This is a genomic window from Gordonia caeni, assembly GCF_039537105.1.
GTDB classification, from domain to species: domain Bacteria; phylum Actinomycetota; class Actinomycetes; order Mycobacteriales; family Mycobacteriaceae; genus Gordonia; species Gordonia caeni.
The window spans coordinates 29,344-48,448 of record NZ_BAAAZW010000012.1 but is presented as its reverse complement, the minus strand read 5'-3'; the positions used below and the strand labels follow the sequence as shown (position 1 = coordinate 48,448).

Genomic DNA, 19,105 nt, shown 5'->3' with positions numbered 1-19,105 from the left:
ACGACGGCCGTACTCACGGCATCACCACCTCCGCGGGCAGCGCCTCGGTCGGCGTCACCTGCCGGGACCGGCGACGGGCCAGCGGCCCCAGCCACAGGCCGAACAGGCCGGCGCGGACGCGGGTGCGACCGTCCTGGACGTACGACAACCGCGGATCGAGGAACGGATAGACCAGGTCGACGGCCAGGTTCACCAGCACGAAGGCCACCGTGGCCACCACCACGACCCCCTGCAGGACCGGCAGGTCCTGGGTGTTCACCGCGGTCACGGTCAGCTGACCGATGCCGGGCCGGGCGAAGACCGCCTCGGTGACCACCGAACCGGCGATCAGTTCGCCGACCGCCAGGCCCAGCAGGGTGACGACGGGCAGGGCCGAGTTGCGCAGTACCCCGCGCCCGAACGCGTACCGCTGTCCGGCGCCCCACGCGAGCAGGACGTGCACGAACGACTGCTTGCGCGTCTGGCCGATCGCGGCGACGAAGACTTGCGCCAGCGGCGCCGCGATGAGGATGCCCAGGGTGGTCGCCGGTCCGATCAGGGCCAGGAAGGTGCCGTCGTCGGTGGACGGGATCACGTGCAGCGTGAACGAGAAGTACTGCAGGATCAGGATGCCGACGACGAAGGTGGGCACCGCGCCGAACATCGGCGGCACCGAAGTCGCGGCCGACCGCAGCCAGGACCACGGCGCGTAGTGCGCGGCCACGCCGATCACCGCGGCCAGGACCAGGCCGATCAGCAGGGCCAGCGAGGTGAGCGCGAGCGTGGACGGCAATGCGGCACCGATGAGCTCGGCCACCGGCAGTCCGGTGGTGATGGAGAATCCGAGGTCCCCCTGCAGCAGGTGCTGCAGGCTCTGCAGGTACTGCTGCCACAGCGGTTGATCGAGACCGTAGTAGGCGATCAGGTCCGCGGCGGCCTCCGGCGAGATCTGCTGATCGGGATTCTGGATCCGGTTGTTGACGGCGTCACCGGGCAACGCGCTCAGCAGGAGGAACGACAGGGTGTAGGCGGCCCAGAGGACCAGCACCGCCTGCCCCAGGCGTTCGACGATGTATCGGGTCATGGCTGTTTCCTCCTCCCACTCACTGCGCGATCCAGGTGCCGTGGAACCACGACCGGCCGGTGGACTCGGTGGTGTATCCGTGCACGTTGGAGTTGAGACCGAAGACCTGCGTCTCGTCGTAGAGCGGGTTGGAGTAGCCCTGCGCGAAGATGTGGTCCTCGGCCGACTGCACGGCCTGCTGACGCTTGCCCGGGTCGGACTCGGCGGAGATGGCCGCCAGCCGCCGATCGAGTTCGGCATCGGGCGTCGTCGCATGCAGGGTGTCCTGCCGGTCGCTGCCGTAGGTGGTGCGCAGCACGGTGGCGTCCGCGGTCGACGTCTGTCCCTGGGTGAAGGGCCAGTCCTTCGCCTCGGCCAGCTGAGCCTGGTAGTCGGTCAGCGCCGGATTGGTGATGCGGATCTCGGCACCGGCCTGCTTCCACTGCGACTGCAGCACCTCGAGGACCGACTGAGAGACCTGATAGAACGGCGCCACCCGGAGGTGGAAGGACAGGCGCTTGCCGTCCTTGACGCGGATGCCGTCCGGTCCCGGCTTCCAGCCGGCCTGATCCAGCAGCGACTTGGCCTTGTCCAGGTCGTAGCGCAGGTACTCGCTGGAGTCGCCGCGCTGCGGGGTCCCCTGGGTGAGGGCCCCGGTCGGGATCGGGTAATTCGGCGAGAGCACCGTCTGGTTGATCGCCTCGCGGTCGGTCGCCGCGATCAGCGCCAGCCGGACGTTCTTGTCCTGCGCCGGTGAATCCGGATTCCGCAGATCGACCGTGAGGTCGTTGGTCTCGCCCTGGACCGTGATCGGCAGCAGTTCACCGCCGCCGGCGCTGACGGTCTCCTCGTCGTACGGCGCGATGTTGCGGGCGATGTGCGCCTCCCCCGACTGCAGCGCCCCGACCCGGGTGGAGGCCTCGGGCACCACCTTGAAGACGATGCGCTCCAGATACGCCTTGCCGCTCTGACCGGTCCCCTCCGGGGCCCAGTCGTAGTCGTCGCGCCGCTTCAGCGTGACCCCGGTGGTGCCGTCGACCGATTCGACGACGAACGGTCCGGTGCCCACCCAGTTGCGCAGGTCGCTCTGACCGTTGAGGTCGTGGGCGAGGAACGAGGAGCCCAGGATGGAGCTGGCCCGGTAGTTCGACAGGATCTGCAGGAAGCCGGAGTTCGGCTTCGACAGCTTCACCACCACCGTCTGGGCGTCCGGGGCGTCGGTGCCGACGTAGTCGGTCCAGAACGGATCGGGCACGATGCCTTTGGCCTCGTCGCCGGTGCCGTGCTGATCGAAGTTCTCCTTGACCGTCGCCGCATCGAGCGGGCTGCCGTCGGAGAAGGTGACGCCCGGCTTCAGTTTGAACGTGTACGTGAGCCGGTCGTCGCTGATCTCCCACGACTCGGCCAGCCACGGCTTGAACTCTCCGGTCTCCGGGTCCTGCCACACCAGTCGCTCGGCCACGTTGTTGCTCACCTGACTGTTCGACCAGATCGAGTTGGTCGGCGCCCAGGCGCTGTACTCCAGCGGGTCGTAGAAGGTGAGGGTGCCGCCGTAGACCGGCGGACCGGACGCGCCGTCACCGCTCTGACCACCGCACGCGGCGATCGTCATTGCGGTGGCAGCCGCGATGGTGGTCGCCAGAAGTCGTCGGCGGAATCGATTCGGGAACACGTCGGGGACGTCCTTTCGTACAGCTGGTCGATGGCACTGCCGTGCAGTCAAACAGCGCCCGGACCGCGGGGTCATCGCTTACCGCCACGGTGATTTCTTCACGGCACCTTCTGCTCAGAGCGGTGTTAATCGCCCTGTTGACACCAGGCCGAACGCAACGGGGGTGTCTTCACCCGCCCGTCCGTAGGTTCACGACGGCGGGCCGTCTGCGAGCCCGCACCGAATCCGAGAGGAGTGCGAAGATCCATGACCGTCCTCGACACGACCGGCGTCAGATCTGCGGCCGAAGCCGTCGACGACGCCGATCGGGATCCCTTCGTGACCCGTGTGGCCGCCTACGCACGCACAGTGCTGGCGCCGTCCGCACTGGAGACCGATCGCACCGGCGTCACCCCCGAACGCATCGCCGAGCTCGCCGACCTGGGGCTGCTCAATCACCTCGCGCCCGCCGAATACGGTGGGGCCGGCGCCGGCCGGGCCGCCGACCGGCGTATCCACGAGATCCTGTCCGGCGCGTGCTTCAACACCTGGCTGGTCTGGGCGCAGCACGCCCCGCTGGCCGGCCGTCTGGCCGAGACCGCCGCCACGACCGTCCCGTCGGCACTGTCCGCCGAAGTCCTGCACGGACGCCGGCTGCTCGGCGCCGGGGTGAGCGACATCCGCCGGTATCCGCACGACTACATCTCCGCGCAACGGCATCCCGGCGGCTGGCGCCTCAACGGGACCGTGTCGTGGGTCAGCGGCTGGGGCCTGAACACCGCCCTGGCCATCGGCGCGGTCGACACCGCCCGCGAGCACGTGGTGACCGCGCTGGTCGAGGTGAGCGAGAAGACCATCGCGCATCCCCTGGATCTGACCGCGCTGGAGGGCAGCCGGACCGAACGCGTCGTTTTGCAGGACGTCTTCGTCCCCGACGACCAGGTGATCTCCGACGTGCCGTTCGACCAGTGGCGGCGGACCGACATCGGCACCGCCGGCGACGCCCGATCGCACCATTTCGGGCTCGCCGACACCGTGCTGCGCGAACTTGACGACGACCCCCATCCACCGGCCCACGCCGTCGCGCGCACGTGGCGCCCGCGGATCGCCGAGATCCGCGCCCGGGCGTACGCACTCACCGACGAGGCCACCGCGGCCGGCGACGGCACGCACCGGATCGACGAACGGCTGGCACTCAAGGTGGCCAGCGGCGAAGCCCTGAACACCATCACCCGCGCCCTCCTGGTGGCCCGGTCCGGACGCGGCCTCGGCCGCGACGACACCGCGCAGCTGTACGTCCGCAACGCCCTGTTCGTGCTGGTACAGGGGCAACGCCCCGATGTCCGCGAGGCGCAGTTGCGCGCGCTGGCCGACTCGCCGCTGCCCCGCTGACCCCCGTCCTCCCGATCGAAAGCATCGCAATGAGTTCCGACTACCTTTGGTACATCCCCAACGAGATCGCCCCGGGCCACCGCGGCGACGTCACCGATCCCGGCCACAACACCCTCGCCACCCTCACACGTCAGGCGCACGCGCTCGAAGAGAGCGGCTGGTCCGGTGCACTGATCGGGACCGGTTGGGGACGGCCCGACACCTTCACCGTCGCGACCGCGCTGGCGGCCGGCACCACGGACTTCCAGCCTCTGGTCGCCGTGCGCCCCGGCTACTGGCATCCGGTCAACCTGGCCAGTTCCGCGGCCACCCTCGATCGGCTCTCCGGCGGCCGCCTGCGCCTGAACATCGTCTCCGGCAAAGACCATCTGGGCGCCTACGGCGACACCGACCTCGACCAACCCGAGCGCTACGCCCGCACCCGCGAGTTCCTCACTCTGCTGCGGCGGCTCTGGACGCAGGAGAACGTCACCTTCGCGGGCGACTACTACTCGGTGACCGACTCCACGGTCGTTCCGCGCCTGGCGGCCCGGGCGGGCCGTCCCCATCCGACGCTGTACTTCGGCGGCGCCTCCGAGGCGGCCGAGCGGGTCGCCGCGGCACAGGCCGACGTGCAGTTGTTCTGGGGTGAGCCGCTCGACGACATCGCCGCGCGCATCGACCGGCTGCGCGCCCTCTCCGAACAGGAGCACCGCGAGTTGCCGGCCCTGGAGTTCGGGTTGCGCATCACCACCGTGGTGCGGGACACCTCGGAACAGGCGTGGGCCGACGCCGAGGCCAAGGTCGCCGAACTTGCTCGTCGTCGTGCCGCCGCCGATCCCGCGGCCGCCGTCGGCTACAACCCGCACCGGCGCACGGCGGTCGGCCAGCAACGGCTGTACGACCTGACCGCCCGCGGCGAGGTCCTCGACGACAACCTCTACACCACCCCGGGCACGGTCGGCGCCGGCGGCGCGGCGAGCACCTGGCTGGTCGGTTCGGCCGACGAGGTGGCCAAGTCGCTGCGCCGCTACCGCGATCTGGGCGTGACGCACTTCGTGCTCTCCGACACCCCGTACGAACGGGAGATCCGCCGCCAGGGCGCCACTCTCCTGCCCCTGCTGCGCGAATGAGGGCCCGCAGGCGCCCACCGGCCTGTCTCCGCCCCGGCTCCCGGCCGCTGCTGATCGCGATGTTCTCGATCAGCAGCGGCGTCGGGTACATCGCGATGATCCAGATCCTGCCGGTCATCCTGATTCCGATGGCCGACGATCTCGGGGTCTCCCGCACGGCGATCGCCGCCTCGTCCACCGTCTCGACGCTGGTCGGGGCCCTCGCGGCCTTTCCGGTCGGCCGATTGCTCGACAGGTTCGGCGGACGTGCGCTGATGGCGGCCGGCTCCGGGATCGGTGCGGTGGGGGTGCTGATCTGGTCGCAGGCCACCTCGCCGGTCGTCCTCTATGCGGCCTTCGCCGTGATCGGCATGGCCTTGGTGATGTCCACGTACGAGGCCGCTTTCGCGGTGATCGTCGTGGTCGACGACGCCGCGCATCGAGACCGGACGATCCTCGCGGTCACCATGATCGCCGGACTGGCCACCTATCTGGTCTACCCGCTGCTCGGGTGGCTCAACACCACGTACGGCTGGCGGACCACCCTGGTGATCCTCGCCGTGGCGCTCGCGGTCACCTCGGTGCCCGGGCACCTGTGGGCGATCCCGTCCAGCGCCGTCCATCGGAGCCGGGTGCGCACGCTGCCGGGTATCCGGGTCGGTGAGGCTTTGCGCCAGCGCAGGCTCTGGCTGATCATGTTCGCCTTCGTCGCCCAGTCGGCGTCGGTGTCGGCGTTCCTGCTGCTGGTGATCACCTATCTGCGCGACATCGGGCACTCCGAGGCGGTGGCCACCGCGATACCGATCGCCATCGGTGTCCTGCAGGTGCTGTCCCGGCTCGCACTGGTGACGGTGGCACGGCGGATGCCGATGACCCTGGCGGCGACCCTGGCGATCGGCATTCAGGGCATCGGACTGCTGGTGCTGCCCCTGGTCGGCCTGTCCATCGCCCTCACCCTGCTGTGCGTGGCGGCGGTGGGGCTCGGACAGGGCGTCTCGGTGATCGCCCGGCCGTCGATCGTCGCCGACGGTTTCGGGGTCGCCGAGTTCGCCAGCGTCCTCGCGACCATCAGCATCCCGTTGGCGCTGGCCCGGGCCGGCAGTCCCCTGGTGGGGACGTGGCTGGCCGACTGGCGCTTCCTGGTGCTCGGCGGCGCGGTGGCCCTGGTCGGTTCGCTCGCGCTGCTGCGCGTGCACATCGCCCACCCGGTCCACCCGGCCGAGGAGCCCGTGCCGCTGCCGGATGCCCGGGCGACCGCCGCGCGGGTCTAGATGTGATGCCCCGGCACGTGGTCAGGCCGCGAGGGCGTCCGCGATCAGCCGCGCGGTGTACTTGCGCCCGGCGAGCGTCGGGTGGATCGGAACGCCCGCATCCCGCGGCCCGACACCCGTCAGCGACACGTACCGCCGGCCGTCCGGGGCGCACATCGAACGCCCGGCCGGCGGCTCCTGATTCACCATCGTGAACCCGGCGCGCTCGGCGGCCTCGGCGATGGTCCCGTTCAGCCCGGCCTGCAGCCGATTCGCGAACCTGACGACGCTGGGGCCGGTCACCACGTCGGCGAAGCACCCCGCCGGAGTATCGGGCAGCAGACGCAGGTAGCCGAGCACCACGACCTTCGCATTCGGTGCGCTCTCCCGGACGGCCGCGTAGACGCGATCGAGTTTCGGGCCGAGGCGGTCGAGCTTGTCCAGGGCGGCACGCGTGTGCTGCTCGGTGCAGAGTGCGCCGACGAGGCAGTCCTGCACCACTCCCCCGAACAGATTCTCGTCATTGCCACCGATCGAGATCGACACGTACTTCGTCTTCTCGCTCAGCCCGCGGATCTGCGGTCCCTTGTCGGTCACCTCGGTGAAGTCCGCGGTGTCCGCGCCCCCACAGGCCCAGTCGGCGAAGCTCACGCCGCGCATCCGCTGGGCGACCAGGCGACCGACGTTGTCGGTCGCCTGCCCGCAGGCCTCACCGGTGGCGGTGGACATGGACCCGGAGGCGACGAAGGAGTCGCCCAGCGAGACGTACTCCGCGCCCCGTGGACCCGGGTCGGGCATCGCCGCGGCGGGCGCCGCCCACCCGAACGACAGCGCCAGCGTCAGAGCGCACAGCAGAATCGACAATCGAACGACAGTGGAACGGATCACTGCTTACTCCCCGAAGTAGCTTGAGTCACATCGACTTACGTCAGGTCGCAAGTTACCGCTCCGTAGCACTCGATACAAGTTCGCATCGAGTTGTCGTCGTGTCGGCTAGCCTGACGCCGTGTCCACCACCCCTGCCGAACTCCCCGTCGAACAGCTGCGCCGCCTCCGCTTCTCGGCCGCCACCGCCGCCTTCCAGGTCGAGGGCGCGCGCACCGAGGACGGTCGCGGCCGCAGTATCTGGGACGACTTCGTCGACACCCCGGGCAAGGTGCTCGACGGCTCCACCGCCGACCCGGCCGCCGACAGCTATCACCGGTACCGGTCCGATGTCGCACTGGCTGCAGGTCTGGGCCTCGACCGATACCGCTTCTCGATCTCGTGGGTGCGGGTACAGCCCGACAGCCGAGGAGCGGCCAATCCCGCTGGGCTGGACTACTATTCGCGACTCGTCGACGAACTGCTGGCCGCCGGGGTGACCCCTTTTCCCACGCTCTACCACTGGGATCTCCCCAGCTCGATCGAGGCCCGGGGAGGCTGGCTGAACCGGGACACCGCGCAGCGCTTCGCCGACTACGTCGCCCTGGTGGCCGATCGGCTGGGTGATCGCGTGCGGCACTGGTACACCGTCAACGAGCCGGCGATGACGACTCTGGAGGGCTATGCCATCGGTGCGCTGGCCCCCGGACAGTTCCTGCTGTTCGATGCGCTGCCCACCGTGCACCACCAGCTCCTGGGACACGGTCTGGCACAACCGATCCTGCGGGCGGCCGGCGCCGAGGCGGTCGGCCTGGCCAACAACCACACGCAAGTGCTGGCCGCCACCGACGCGGCCGCCGACCGGGAGGCGGCCGCCGCCTACGACCTGCTGCACAACCGGCTCTTCGCCGAACCGATCCTGCTGGGCGCCTACCCGGATCTGACGCCGCTGGGCGCACCGGAGCTGCCCGTGCGCGACGGCGACCTGGAACTGATCTCCGCGCGCCCGGACTTCTACGCGGTCAACTTCTACAACCCGACCACCATCGGCGCGCCCGCCGCCGACAGCCCGATCCCGTTCGACCTGCTCCCCACGCCCGGGGTGCCGGTCACCGGCTTCGGCGACCAGTGGCCGATCATGCCGTCCACACTCACCACGCTGCTGACCGACTTCAGCCGCCGCTACTCCGGCGCACTGCCGCCGCTGATCGTCAGCGAGAACGGTGCCTCCTTCGCCGAACCGGACGACGCCTGCCGCGTCGACGACACCGACCGCATCGCCTACCTCGACGGCCACCTGCGGGCGGTGACCGCGGCGATGGCCGACGGCGCGGACGTGCGCGAGTACACCGTCTGGTCGCTGCTGGACAACTTCGAATGGGCCGACGGCTACACCCAGCGATTCGGGCTGACGCACGTCGACTTCGCCACCGGTGAACGCACCCCGAAGGCCTCCTACGACTGGTACCGGAACGTCATCGCGCGAGCCCGCGCGTGAACACTCCCCGGGTCGGACGGCGCTGGCTGACGCTGTTCACGCTGGCCTGGCTGATCATCTGGATGGTGCAGCTGACCCCGCTGCAGCTGCTGCTGCCCCTGCAGCTGGACTCGCAGATCTCCGGCGACGGGGATCAGTGGGTGCGCGGGGTGGTGATCTCCGGTCTGATCCTGGGCGTGGGCGGACTCGTCGGCGTGATCGCCGGTCCGCTGGCCGGGGCGCTGTCCGACCGGACCCGGGCGAGCCGGTTCCCGGCCTGGCTGGGCGGGCGGCGGCGCGTCTGGGCGCTCGCTGGGATCTGGCTGACCACCGTCTGCCTGGTGCTGACCGGCTTCGCCCACCAGCCGCTGCTGGTTGGACTCGCCTGGATCGGCGTCTCGGGGGGCGTGGCGGTGGCCGCGGCCGCCTTCACCGCACTGATCGCCGATCAGCTGCCGCCCGATCAGCGCGGCGCGGCGGCGGCCTCGGTCGGCTCCTCGCAGGCGGCAGGCATCGTCCTGGGCGTCGGTGTGGTGGTGACCCTCGGGCTGAGCGTGCTGGCCGGTTACCTGTTCCTGGCGGCGCTGATCGCCGTCGTCGGCACCGTCGCCGCCCTCGGGCTTCCCGATCCCCGGTCACCGGGGCAGGTCCGCGCCGCGGTCGCCGAACGCGATCCGCTGCGCTCGCTGCGCGACCGGGACTTCGCGTGGATGCTGCTCGGCCGGCTGGTGACCAACATCGGCAACGCACTGGGCACGTCTCTGTTCCTGTTCTTCCTGCTCTACGGCCTCTTCCAGCCGACGGAGACCGCCGAGGGCAATCTGCTGCTGCTGGTGGTGGTCTACACCGTCTTCGTGGTGATCTCCTCGGTGATCTCGGGCATCTACTCCGACCGCAGCGGCCGGCGCCGCATTCCGACGGTGCTCGCGGCGATGGTGCAGGCCGTCTCCGGGGTGATGATCGTGATCCATCCGTCGTTCACGGCCACGCTGATCGCCGCCGCACTGATGGGGGTGGGCTACGGCGCCTTCTCCACCGTGGGCCTGGCGTTCGCCACCGACTTGCTGCCGCACCAGGAGGACCACGGTCGTGATCTGGGGGTGGTGAACGTGGCCGCCGCACTCGGCCAACTCCTCGGCCCCATCCTCGGTGCCGGCCTGGTGGCCGCGGTCGGCGGCTTCTGGCTGCTGTTCCTCACGGCTACGGTGGTGTCGGTGATCGGCGGAGCGTTGACCCTGCTCGCACGGGAGCGCCCCGGCGTGCTCGAGACTGTCACCACCATTGGGACGTAGGGCCCACGACACGCCCCCACCCGGTTGGTTACTATCCCGTAACAAAGGACGACGTACCCGTGCGCCGGTCCACGACAGACAGGACTGCATCCGTGGCGAAACTGGTCATCCCTCAGGGCCATCCCAACGTGGCGATGCTCGGCATCGGTGCCTGTCGGCCCAAACGGCTGGTCAGCAACGACGAGGTCTGCGAGGTCCTCGATTCCAGCGACGAGTGGATCTTCGAACGATCGGGCATCCGGAATCGCCGCTGGATCAGCGGGGACGAGAGCGCCCGCAGCATGGCGGCCGTCGCCGCCGAACGCGCCATCGCCAATTCCGGCATCGACAAGGACAAGATCGGCGCGCTGATCCTGGCCACCGGCAGCTGGCGCACCAAGATCCCGCACGGCGGACCGATCGTCGCCACCGACATCGGCCTCAACGGCATTCCGGCCTACGACGTGGCCGCCGGCTGCGGCGGCTTCGGCTACGGCCTGGGCATCGCCGCCGACGCGGTCCGCGCGGGCAGCGCCGAGTACGTCCTGGTGGTGGGCACCGAGACCATGTCGGTGGTGATGGATCCCACCGACCGCAACACCGCTTTCATCTTCGGCGACGGCGCCGGGGCCGTGCTGGTGGGCCCGTCCGAGGAGAACGGCATCTCGCCGGTGGTGTGGGGCAGCGACGGCGAGAACTCCGGGGCGATCGCCCAGAACTACGACATCCCCGAGTACATGGACCGCTCGGAGGAGTTCCAGCACAAGGATCCCGACGCCGACCCGGTCGGCCGCATGGTGGTCACCATGGAAGGGCCGCGCGTCTTCCGCTGGGCGGCCATCACCCTGCCCAAGGCACTCACCACGCTGCTCACCGAATCCGGGGCCGGCCCCGACGACATCGAGGTCTTCATCCCACACCAGGCCAACGCCCGCATCAACGAACTGATGCGCAAGAACCTGGGTTTCGCCGACGATCTGCCGATGGCGAACGACATCGAGAACACCGGCAACACCTCGGCGGCCTCCATCCCGCTGGCCATGGAGGAGATGCTCGCGACCGGCAAGGCGAAGGGCGGCCAGACCGCCCTGCTACTCGGCTTCGGCGCGGGCCTGAGCTACGCCGGCGCCGTGGTCACCCTGCCCCCGGCACCGGCCGTCACCAGCTTCGACGATCTCGAGGACTGACCCGTGGCCGACCTCGTCGCCCCTCGGGGCCATCAGAACGTGTCCATCCTCGGCATCGGCGCCTACCGCCCGGCCCGGCTGGTCAGCAACGACGAACTCTGCACCGTGATGGACTCCTCGGACGAGTGGATCTACGAACGCAGCGGCATCCGCAACCGGCGCTGGATCACCGGTGACGAGGACATGCGGTACATCGCCCGGATGTCCGCCGAGCGCGCGATCGAGAACTCCGGCGTCGACCGCGAGCAGATCGATCTGCTGGTCTTCGCCACCAGCACCTGGCCCTGGAACACCCCGCACGGCGCGCCGATCATCGCCGCCGACCTGGGCCTCAACGGCATCTCCGCGTTCGACGTGGCCGCCGGCTGCGGCGGCTTCGGGTACGCGCTCGGCGTGGGCGCCGACGCCGTCCGCTCGGGCAGCGCCACCAACGTGGTGGTGATCGGCGCGGAGACCATGTCGGTGGGCCTCGATCCCACCGACCGCAGCACCGGCTTCATCTTCGGCGACGGCGCCGGTGCCGTGGTGATCGGCCCCAGCGAGCGCAACGGCATCTCTCCGATCGTCTCCGGCAGCGACGGCGTGAACGCCGAGGCGATCAAACAGAACCACCACACCGTCGACTACATGGCGCGCGCGGTCGAGTACCAGGGCAAGAACCCCGAGACCGATCCGGTCGGCCGGATGATCATCGAGATGGAGGGCCCGCGTGTCTTCCGCTGGGCCGCGGTGACCCTGCCCAAGGCGCTCACCACGCTGCTCACCGAGTCCGGGGCCGGCCCCGACGACATCGACGTGTTCATCCCGCACCAGGCCAACGCCCGCATCAACGATCTGATGCGCAAGAACCTCGGCTTCGCCGACGATCTGCCGACCGCCAACGACATCGAGAACACCGGCAACACCTCCGCCGGCTCCATTCCGCTGGCCATGGAGGAGATGCTCGCGACCGGCAAGGCGAAGGGCGGCCAGACCGCGCTGCTGCTCGGCTTCGGCGCGGGCCTGAGCTATGCCGGCGCCGTGGTGACGCTCCCGCCGGCACCGAAGATCTCCAGCTTCGACGGACTCGACGAGCAGCCGACGGGTCCGCTGCCGGCGCATCTGGCGGCCGTCGAAGGCCGCTGACGACGGGCCGACACTCCCCGCCGGATGGTTACTTTTCAGTAACGACGGGGCCGTGAGACATTTGATTTCATGGTGGAAATCGCGGCACAGACCGGAATCTCGACGATCGGCATGCTCGGGATCGGTGCGTACCGTCCCGAACGCGTGGTGACCAATGACGAGATCTGCGAGCAGATCGACTCCTCGGACGAGTGGATCTACACGCGCACGGGCATCAAGAGCCGGCGCTTCGCGCGCCGCGACGAGACCGTGGTCGAGATGGGTGTGAACGCGGGCCGCAAGGCGATCGCGAACGCCCTGCTGTCCGGCTCGGACATCGACGCGGTGATCCTGGCGACCAACACGCACCTGCTGCTGACGCCCGCCGGGGCCACCAAGATCGCCACCGAGATCGGCGCCAACGGCGTGCCCGCCTTCGACGTGACCGTCGGCTGTGCCGGCTTCGGCTACGCGATGGCGCAGGCCGGGGACCTGATCAAGGGAGGCAGCGCCACCAACGTGCTGGTGATCGGCGCGGAGCAGCTGTCGGTGACCCTCGATCCCACCGACCGCACCAACTGCTTCATCTTCGGCGACGGCGCCGGCGCCGTGGTGGTGGGCCCCACCGACACCCTCGAGCTCGGCCCGGTGGTCTGGGGCAGCGACGGCAGCCAGTTCAACGCCATCCGCCAGGACATCGACTGGATCACCTTCCTCGACGGTGACCGGGTGCAACGGCCCTACCTGCGCCTGGAAGGCACCGCGGTGTTCCGCTGGGCCGCCTTCGAGATGGGCAAGGCCGCCCAGCGCGCCCTGGACGTCGCCAAGGTCGACGCCTCCGACATCGACGTCTTCGTCCCGCACCAGGCGAACTCGCGGATCAACGAGCTGCTGGCCAAGAACCTGCACTTCCGGCCGGAGACGGTGGTCGCCAACGACATCGAGACCACCGGCAACACCTCGGCCGCCTCCATCCCGCTGGCCATGGAAGAGGTGCTGTCGACCGGTGCCGCCAAGCCCGGCGACACCGCCCTGCTTCTGGGCTACGGCGCCGGCCTGAGCTACGCCGCGCAGGTGGTCAAGATGCCGCCGATCCCGTTCGAGTAGTCGGCCTCAGCGGTCAGTCGCCGCCGATCGACACCCGGGGCCAGTCCGACAGCGCCTCCAGGAGCGCGCGGTCGTGGGTGGCCACCACCACCGCCGCGGACTGCCGGCGCAAGGCCTCGGTCAGGTCGTCGACCAGTGCCATCGCCAGGTGGTTCGTCGGCTCGTCCAGAAGTATGACGTCGGGTTCCTCGGCCAGCATGGTCAGCAGCGCGAGGCGACGCCGCTGCCCCACCGAGAGCTCCCGGCCGGCCTTCGTCTCCCCGGCCGCCTCCGTCTCCTGAGTCAGCACACCCAGCCTCGCTGCGCTGTGCCGTCGCACCGTTCCGCCGCTCGGTGTCAGCCGGCCGCACAGGACCGCGAGGAGAGTCGACTTGCCCGCCCCGTTCGGCCCGGACACCACCAGCTTCTCGCCGGCGCGGAGCGAGAGCGTGACGGGTGTGTTCAGGCGGTCGGCGACGGTCACCTCGTCCGCAGCCAGCAGCGTGCCGCCCACCCGCACCGGATGGGTCGGCACCGTCAGCCGCGCGGGCGGCGCGGGGACCGGCACGGCCTGCGCGTCCATGGCCTCCTGCCGGCGTTTGACGGTCCGCACCACCCCGGGAGCGCGACTGGCACGTTGATGCTTGCCGGTGCCCTTCTCTGGACGCCAGCCGGTGACCAGCCGGTTCTGTGCCTCCTGCAAACGCTCCCGCAGTCGGCCGGCCTCGGCTTTCTGCGCCAGGTGGAGCTGCTCCCAGCGTTCCCGTTCGGCCGCCCGACCCGCGCGGTAGCCCTCGTAACCGCCGCCGTAGAGGCGGGGGCGTCCGTCGGCGCTGGGGTCCAGATCGAGGAAGGTCTCGCCGACATCGGCCAGCAGCCGCCGATCGTGACTCACCACCGCATAGCCGCCACCCCGGCCGCGGAGGTTCTCGGTGAGGAAGTCCAGCCCCTGCGCATCGAGATGATTGGTGGGCTCGTCCAGCAGCAGGATCTCCGCGTCGCCACCCAGCACACAGGCCAGACGCACGCGGTAGCGCTGGCCCACCGACAGCTCCGTCAGCGGCCGCGTCCGCTCGGTCTCGGCACCCAGCGCCTCCAGCGCGGTGGTGACGCGGCGCTCGGCGTCCCAGGCCTGCAGGACGGTGGACCGGTCGAGGGCGTCGGCGTAGCGGTCGCCGGCGCCGCGACCCCCGTCCGCGAGCTCGGCGGCGGCCCGGTCCAGATCGTCGAGCGCCCGGCGGGAGTCGGCGATCGCGAAGGCGATCGCGTCGTCGACGGTGCGGCCGTCGACCACCGGGAGCTCCTGCTCGGCGACGGCGATCCGGCCGTGCGTCACGATGCTCCCCGATTGCGGGGCGAGGACGCCGGCCAGAGCGGCGAGCAGAGTCGACTTCCCGGCGCCGTTCTCGCCGACGATCGCCAGCCGGGAATCGGTGGAGACGGTCAGGTCGAGGCCGGAGACGATCGGCCGGCCGGTGCGGGTGAGGGTGAGTTCGCGCACGGAGATCTGAGCTCCGCGCGCACGGTTCGTGCGAGACATGGTGTGGGGTCCTTCAGGGCGCGCCCCGGATCGGGCGCGGTCGACGGTGATGGGCGTGGCCCGGCGTCGCGCACCGGGTGCGCGGCGGGCGACGATCACCTCAGCTGAAGAACAAGTACTGCATGACGACCGAGTGTACGGATCGGGCCGCAGCGGGCTCAACCGGTTTTCGCCGGGACCGTTCAGGCGAAGTGGGCCGCGAGACGCCGGTGGCGGTGGCCGAAGAACGCCGCCAGCATCCGCCGCAGCAGCGGCCCGGCGGCGACCAAACCCAGTCGCGGGGCGAACGTGACCACATCGGTCACTTCGGTGCGGTCGTGGGCGGCCGGCGTCACGGTGCGCTCGTGCGTCCACGCGCGCATGCTCAGCATCGTCGATTCCTCGCGGAACCGGCGTCCGGGGTCCAACTCCGCCACGGTCAGGTGGTCGTAGTCGAAAGGCAGCAGCCCGAACAGTCGCAGCCAGGCCCTCCCGAGCGGACGGCCCACCTCGAGGGTGTCGATGGTGATGTCGCCCGCGCCGCGGGGCACCGCCATGCTCATCCAGGGCCGCATCTCGTCGTTGATGCCCTCGGGGGTCACCACCCGCGCCCAGACCGCCGGCGCCGGGCCGGCGATCTCGCTGCGACGGGTGAATGTCCAGCTACGCCTCATCGTCTAATGGTAACGATTTCCGTTATTTCAGGGAAGGGATACCGCTTTTGCGTCTGACGTCGGCAAACGGTTAGCGTTGGCGGGTGAGTTCAGAGGCCATCGCACGCGAGGTGAAGCGCCGCCGGACCTTCGCGATCATCTCCCACCCGGATGCCGGTAAGTCGACGATGACCGAGGCGCTGGCGCTGCACGCCCGCATGATCAGCGAGGCCGGCGCGGTGCACGGCAAGGGCGGACGACGCTCCACCGTCTCGGACTGGATGGAGATGGAGAAGGCCCGCGGCATCTCCATCAGCTCCACCGCCCTGCAGTTCGCCTACGAGGCCGAACACGGCGACGGCGCGCCCAACGTGATCAACCTGGTCGACACCCCCGGCCACGCCGACTTCTCCGAGGACACCTACCGCGTGCTCACCGCGGTCGACGCGGCCGTCATGCTGATCGACGCGGCCAAGGGTCTGGAGCCGCAGACGCTGAAACTGTTCCAGGTGTGCCGGCACCGTGGGATCCCGGTGATCACCGTGGTGAACAAGTGGGACCGCCCTGGGCAGACGCCACTGGAGCTGATCGACGAGATCACCGACCGGATCGGCCTCATCCCCACCCCGCTGTACGTGCCTGTCGGCATCGCCGGCGACTACCGCGGCCTGCTGGACCGACGCACCGGCGAGTTCATCCGGTTCACCCGCACCGCGGGCGGCTCCAAGATCGCCCCCGAGGAGATCTTCGGCGCCGACGCGGCCGCCGAGAGCGAGGGCGACGCCTGGACCTCCGCGGTGGAGGAGAGCGAACTGCTGGCCGAGATGGGCCAGGACCACGACCAGGAGATGTTCCTGGCCGGCCAGACTTCACCGATGATCTTCACCTCGGCGATGCTGAATTTCGGTGTGCGCCAACTGCTCGAGGCACTCGTCGAGTTCGCCCCACCGCCCGAGGGCCGGGTCGGCGTCGACGGCACCGAACGCACGGTCACCGATCCGTTCAGCGCCGTCGTGTTCAAGGTGCAGGCCGGGATGGACACCAGCCATCGCGACCGGCTCGCCTACATGCGGATCGTCTCCGGCGAGTTCGAGCGCGGCATGGTCGTGACACACGCCCAGACCGGTAAACCGTTCGCCACCAAGTACGCGCAGGCGGTCTTCGGCCGGGACCGCGCCACCGTCGACACCGCCTACCCGGGAGACGTCGTGGGCCTGGTGAACGCGATGGCCCTGGCCCCCGGCGACACCCTGTTCACCGATCCGCGGATCGAGTATCCGCCGATCCCGTCGTTCGCCCCCGAGCACTTCTCCGCGCTGCGGGTGACCACCGCCGACAAGTACAAGCAGTTCCGCAAGGCCATCGACCAGCTCGACGCCGAGGGCGTGGTGCAGGTACTCCGCAACGACCTGCGCGGTGATGCCTCCCCGGTGCTGGCCGCCGTGGGCCCCATGCAGTTCGAGGTGGTGACCGCGCGGATGAAGGCCGAATTCAACGTCGACACCGTGCTCGAGCCCCTCGGCTATTCGCTGGCGCGGCGCACCGACGAGGCCAGCGCCCCGGAACTGACGCGCCAGCGCGGCGTGGAGGTCTTCAGCCGCAGCGACGGGGCTCTGCTCGCCCTCTTCAGCGACAAGTGGCGACTGCAGTTCATCGAGAAGGAGTTCAGCGACCTGACGCTGGCTCCCCTGGTCGCCGCCGCGGACTGATGGGTCGGCACACCACGACGGCACGGGCCACCGCGGGGCTGGCCGCCGCGGGCCTGCTGCTGGCCGGCTGCGCCGAACAGGGCGAGCCACCGATCGACCGGGACGACCGCGCCGTCTCCGACAGCGAAGCGGCGCCGCGATCGCCCGAGCCCGCCCAGCGGCACGCGCTCGCCGACTGCGCCAAGACGCCGGCGTCGGGCCGCGTGGTGCGCACCGGCTACGGCCTCAACTACTCCTCCGGAGCGGTGCACGTCGCGGTGGCGCCGTACTCGGGCGAGGGGGCGGTGTGCGTGGAGTTCGCCAAGACCGGGCCCGCCGATCCGCAAGTACCCCCGGACACCCTGCTGTTCACCTTCGCCGGCCCGGACGGGGAGGGCGCGCAGGTGGAGTTCGATTCGGTCGCCCTGACCGGCGGTGTCCTGCCGCCGCTGGGCAACGGCTACGTGCCCAAGGTGGGGCCGCTGGACCACCCGATCACCGCCCGCGTCGGCGCCGCCGTCGGCGGCACCTACTACGTCGCCGACCAGTGCTCGCTGCTGCTCACCACGGTCACCGCGAACGGTGCCGGCGGCCGCTTCGACTGCCCGGCCGCGGCCGTGCAGGCCGCCAATCCGTTCGCCCCGTCCGACGACGTCGACTACGACGCCGACGACACCGTCGCCCCGCCGCCCACCGCGACCCTCTCCGGCTGGTTCGAACTCAGCCGGTGATCACACGCCCGCGGTCACACGCCCACGGTCACACGCCCACGATGCGGATGACCTCGGCCGGGTCCACCGCGTCCAGGGTGGCGGGATCGAAGGACGGCGTGCGGTCCTTGTCCACCAGGACGGCGCGGACCCCCTCGGCGAAATCGTGTGTCGCGGTGATCTGCTCTGCGGCGTGCAGCTCCCGCTCCAGGCACTGATCCAGTGACGACTGCGCACCCGCGGCGAGCATCGCGGCGGTCACGTCCAGGCTGGTCGGCGACGCTTGTTCGATCAACCCGGCCATCTCGGCGGCCCACTCGTCGCCCACCGCACCGCTCAGCCCGCCGAGGATGCTCATCGGCCCGGCATCGATCGGGAAGTAGCCGGCGATCTTGCTCAGCGGCAGATCCGTGGTGACCGGGTCGCGATGCCCGCCGAGCGCATCGCGCAGGCCGATGCCCTCGCGGATCGCCTGCGCCACCGCGGGCAACTCGTCCGACGGCACGAAGTGCGTCGCCAGCCCCACCGCGACCGCGTCGCTGCCGCGCAGCCGCGCCCCGGTGAGGCCCAGCCACATGCCGACGCCCTCGGGAAGGCGGGGCAGGAAGTAGGTGGCGCCCACGTCGGGGAAGAAGCCGATCGCCGTCTCGGGCATGGCGATGAGCGCCTTCTCGGTGACCACGCGCAGCTCTCCGTGCACGCTGATACCCAGGCCGCCGCCCATCGCGGCGCCGTCGATCAGCGCGACGTAGGGCTTCGGGTATTCGGCGATCAGCTGATTCAGCCCGTACTCGCTCGCGAAGTAGCGGGTGACGGCCGCGGTGTCGCCGGCCAGCGCGTTGTCCCGGATCTGGCGGATGTCGCCGCCGGCGCAGAAGGCGCGGGGACTCGCCGAGGTGACCAGCACGGTCTCGATCGCATCGTCGTCACCCCACTGCTTCAGGACGGCGTACATGTCGTCGATCATCGACTGGTCAAGGGCATTGAGCGCCTTCGGGCGATCGAGGACGATCTCGCCGACACCGTTGCGCACGCTGGTACGGATGTAAGACATGTGCTCACGCTAGCTCAGCCCGAAAAACCTGTGGACGGCCGCCGCGCCCGGTCCGTACCGTCGGAG

General features: G+C 70.1%; 16 protein-coding genes. 10 read left to right on the top strand and 6 right to left on the bottom strand.

The genetic code is table 11. The annotated features are described in order from the left end of the window. Nucleotides 1-13: 13 nt before the first annotated feature. Nucleotides 14-1,063 carry an ABC transporter permease gene (locus tag ABD732_RS16800; RefSeq protein ID WP_344785636.1) on the bottom strand — a complete coding sequence of 350 codons (1,050 nt, stop codon included), beginning with the start codon at nt 1,061-1,063 and terminating at the stop codon, nt 14-16. Between the two features lie 19 nt (nt 1,064-1,082). Beyond that, the gene (locus ABD732_RS16795) at nt 1,083-2,714 is read right to left on the bottom strand and encodes an ABC transporter substrate-binding protein (protein WP_344785635.1); all 1,632 of its coding nucleotides are present in this window, start codon (nt 2,712-2,714) and stop codon (nt 1,083-1,085) included. A gap of 246 nt (nt 2,715-2,960) precedes the next feature. Here ABD732_RS16795 and ABD732_RS16790 point away from each other — a divergent pair, with 246 nt between their 5' ends. Genes ABD732_RS16790 through ABD732_RS16780 form a run of 3 tightly spaced genes read left to right on the top strand, consistent with a single transcriptional unit; the run spans nt 2,961 to nt 6,447 of the window. Continuing rightward, entirely contained in the window at nt 2,961-4,085 is a 1,125-nt protein-coding gene (locus ABD732_RS16790; RefSeq protein WP_344785634.1) for an acyl-CoA dehydrogenase family protein, read from the top strand. Nucleotides 4,086-4,114: 29 nt separating this feature from the next. Next, the gene (locus ABD732_RS16785) at nt 4,115-5,197 is read left to right on the top strand and encodes an LLM class flavin-dependent oxidoreductase (protein WP_344785633.1); all 1,083 of its coding nucleotides are present in this window, start codon (nt 4,115-4,117) and stop codon (nt 5,195-5,197) included. Further along, nucleotides 5,194-6,447 (top strand): MFS transporter, encoded by a 1,254-nt coding sequence (locus ABD732_RS16780; protein WP_344785632.1) that lies wholly within the window; start codon nt 5,194-5,196, stop codon nt 6,445-6,447. The genes ABD732_RS16785 and ABD732_RS16780 overlap by 4 nt, the downstream gene beginning before the upstream one ends. A 21-nt stretch (nt 6,448-6,468) precedes the next feature. Here the strand turns inward: ABD732_RS16780 and ABD732_RS16775 are convergent, their stop codons facing one another. Beyond that, nucleotides 6,469-7,290, bottom strand: a complete 822-nt coding sequence (locus ABD732_RS16775) for an SGNH/GDSL hydrolase family protein (protein WP_344785631.1) — start codon at nt 7,288-7,290, stop codon at nt 6,469-6,471. A gap of 142 nt (nt 7,291-7,432) precedes the next feature. On the opposite strand from ABD732_RS16775, the gene ABD732_RS16770 reads away from it, so the two are divergent. The 5 genes from ABD732_RS16770 (at nt 7,433) to ABD732_RS16750 (ending at nt 13,436) form a co-directional block, all read left to right on the top strand. After that, nucleotides 7,433-8,788: a GH1 family beta-glucosidase gene (locus ABD732_RS16770; protein ID WP_344785630.1), complete on the top strand. Its 1,356-nt coding sequence runs from the start codon at nt 7,433-7,435 to the stop codon at nt 8,786-8,788. Beyond that, a complete protein-coding gene (locus ABD732_RS16765; RefSeq protein ID WP_344785629.1) occupies nt 8,785-10,059 on the top strand; it encodes an MFS transporter in 1,275 nt (424 codons plus the stop codon). The genes ABD732_RS16770 and ABD732_RS16765 overlap by 4 nt, the downstream gene beginning before the upstream one ends. 134 nt (nt 10,060-10,193) lie before the next feature. Next, nucleotides 10,194-11,225, top strand: a complete 1,032-nt coding sequence (locus ABD732_RS16760; protein ID WP_344785688.1) for a beta-ketoacyl-ACP synthase 3 — start codon at nt 10,194-10,196, stop codon at nt 11,223-11,225. A 3-nt stretch (nt 11,226-11,228) separates the two neighbouring features. Beyond that, the gene (locus ABD732_RS16755; protein WP_344785628.1) at nt 11,229-12,350 is read left to right on the top strand and encodes a beta-ketoacyl-ACP synthase III; all 1,122 of its coding nucleotides are present in this window, start codon (nt 11,229-11,231) and stop codon (nt 12,348-12,350) included. Nucleotides 12,351-12,419: 69 nt separating this feature from the next. After that, nucleotides 12,420-13,436, top strand: a complete 1,017-nt coding sequence (locus ABD732_RS16750; RefSeq protein ID WP_344785627.1) for a beta-ketoacyl-ACP synthase III — start codon at nt 12,420-12,422, stop codon at nt 13,434-13,436. Between the two features lie 13 nt (nt 13,437-13,449). On the opposite strand, the gene ABD732_RS16745 is transcribed toward ABD732_RS16750, so the two are convergent. Both ABD732_RS16745 and ABD732_RS16740 read right to left on the bottom strand, forming a co-directional pair. Then, nucleotides 13,450-14,955 (bottom strand): ATP-binding cassette domain-containing protein, encoded by a 1,506-nt coding sequence (locus ABD732_RS16745; RefSeq protein WP_344785626.1) that lies wholly within the window; start codon nt 14,953-14,955, stop codon nt 13,450-13,452. 182 nt (nt 14,956-15,137) lie between these two features. Next, on the bottom strand, nt 15,138-15,608 hold the full coding sequence (locus ABD732_RS16740) for a hypothetical protein (protein ID WP_344785625.1): 471 nt from the start codon (nt 15,606-15,608) through the stop codon (nt 15,138-15,140). 83 nt (nt 15,609-15,691) lie between these two features. Here ABD732_RS16740 and ABD732_RS16735 point away from each other — a divergent pair, with 83 nt between their 5' ends. Both ABD732_RS16735 and ABD732_RS16730 read left to right on the top strand, forming a co-directional pair. Continuing rightward, complete coding sequence (locus tag ABD732_RS16735) at nt 15,692-17,296, top strand: peptide chain release factor 3 (protein ID WP_344785624.1); 1,605 nt, start codon at nt 15,692-15,694, stop codon at nt 17,294-17,296. Then, entirely contained in the window at nt 17,296-18,006 is a 711-nt protein-coding gene (locus tag ABD732_RS16730; protein WP_344785623.1) for a hypothetical protein, read from the top strand. Before ABD732_RS16735 ends, ABD732_RS16730 begins: the two co-directional genes overlap by 1 nt. A 28-nt stretch (nt 18,007-18,034) precedes the next feature. Here the strand turns inward: ABD732_RS16730 and ABD732_RS16725 are convergent, their stop codons facing one another. Continuing rightward, nucleotides 18,035-19,039: an enoyl-CoA hydratase/isomerase family protein gene (locus ABD732_RS16725; protein ID WP_344785622.1), complete on the bottom strand. Its 1,005-nt coding sequence runs from the start codon at nt 19,037-19,039 to the stop codon at nt 18,035-18,037. Between the last annotated feature and the right edge of the window lie 66 nt (nt 19,040-19,105).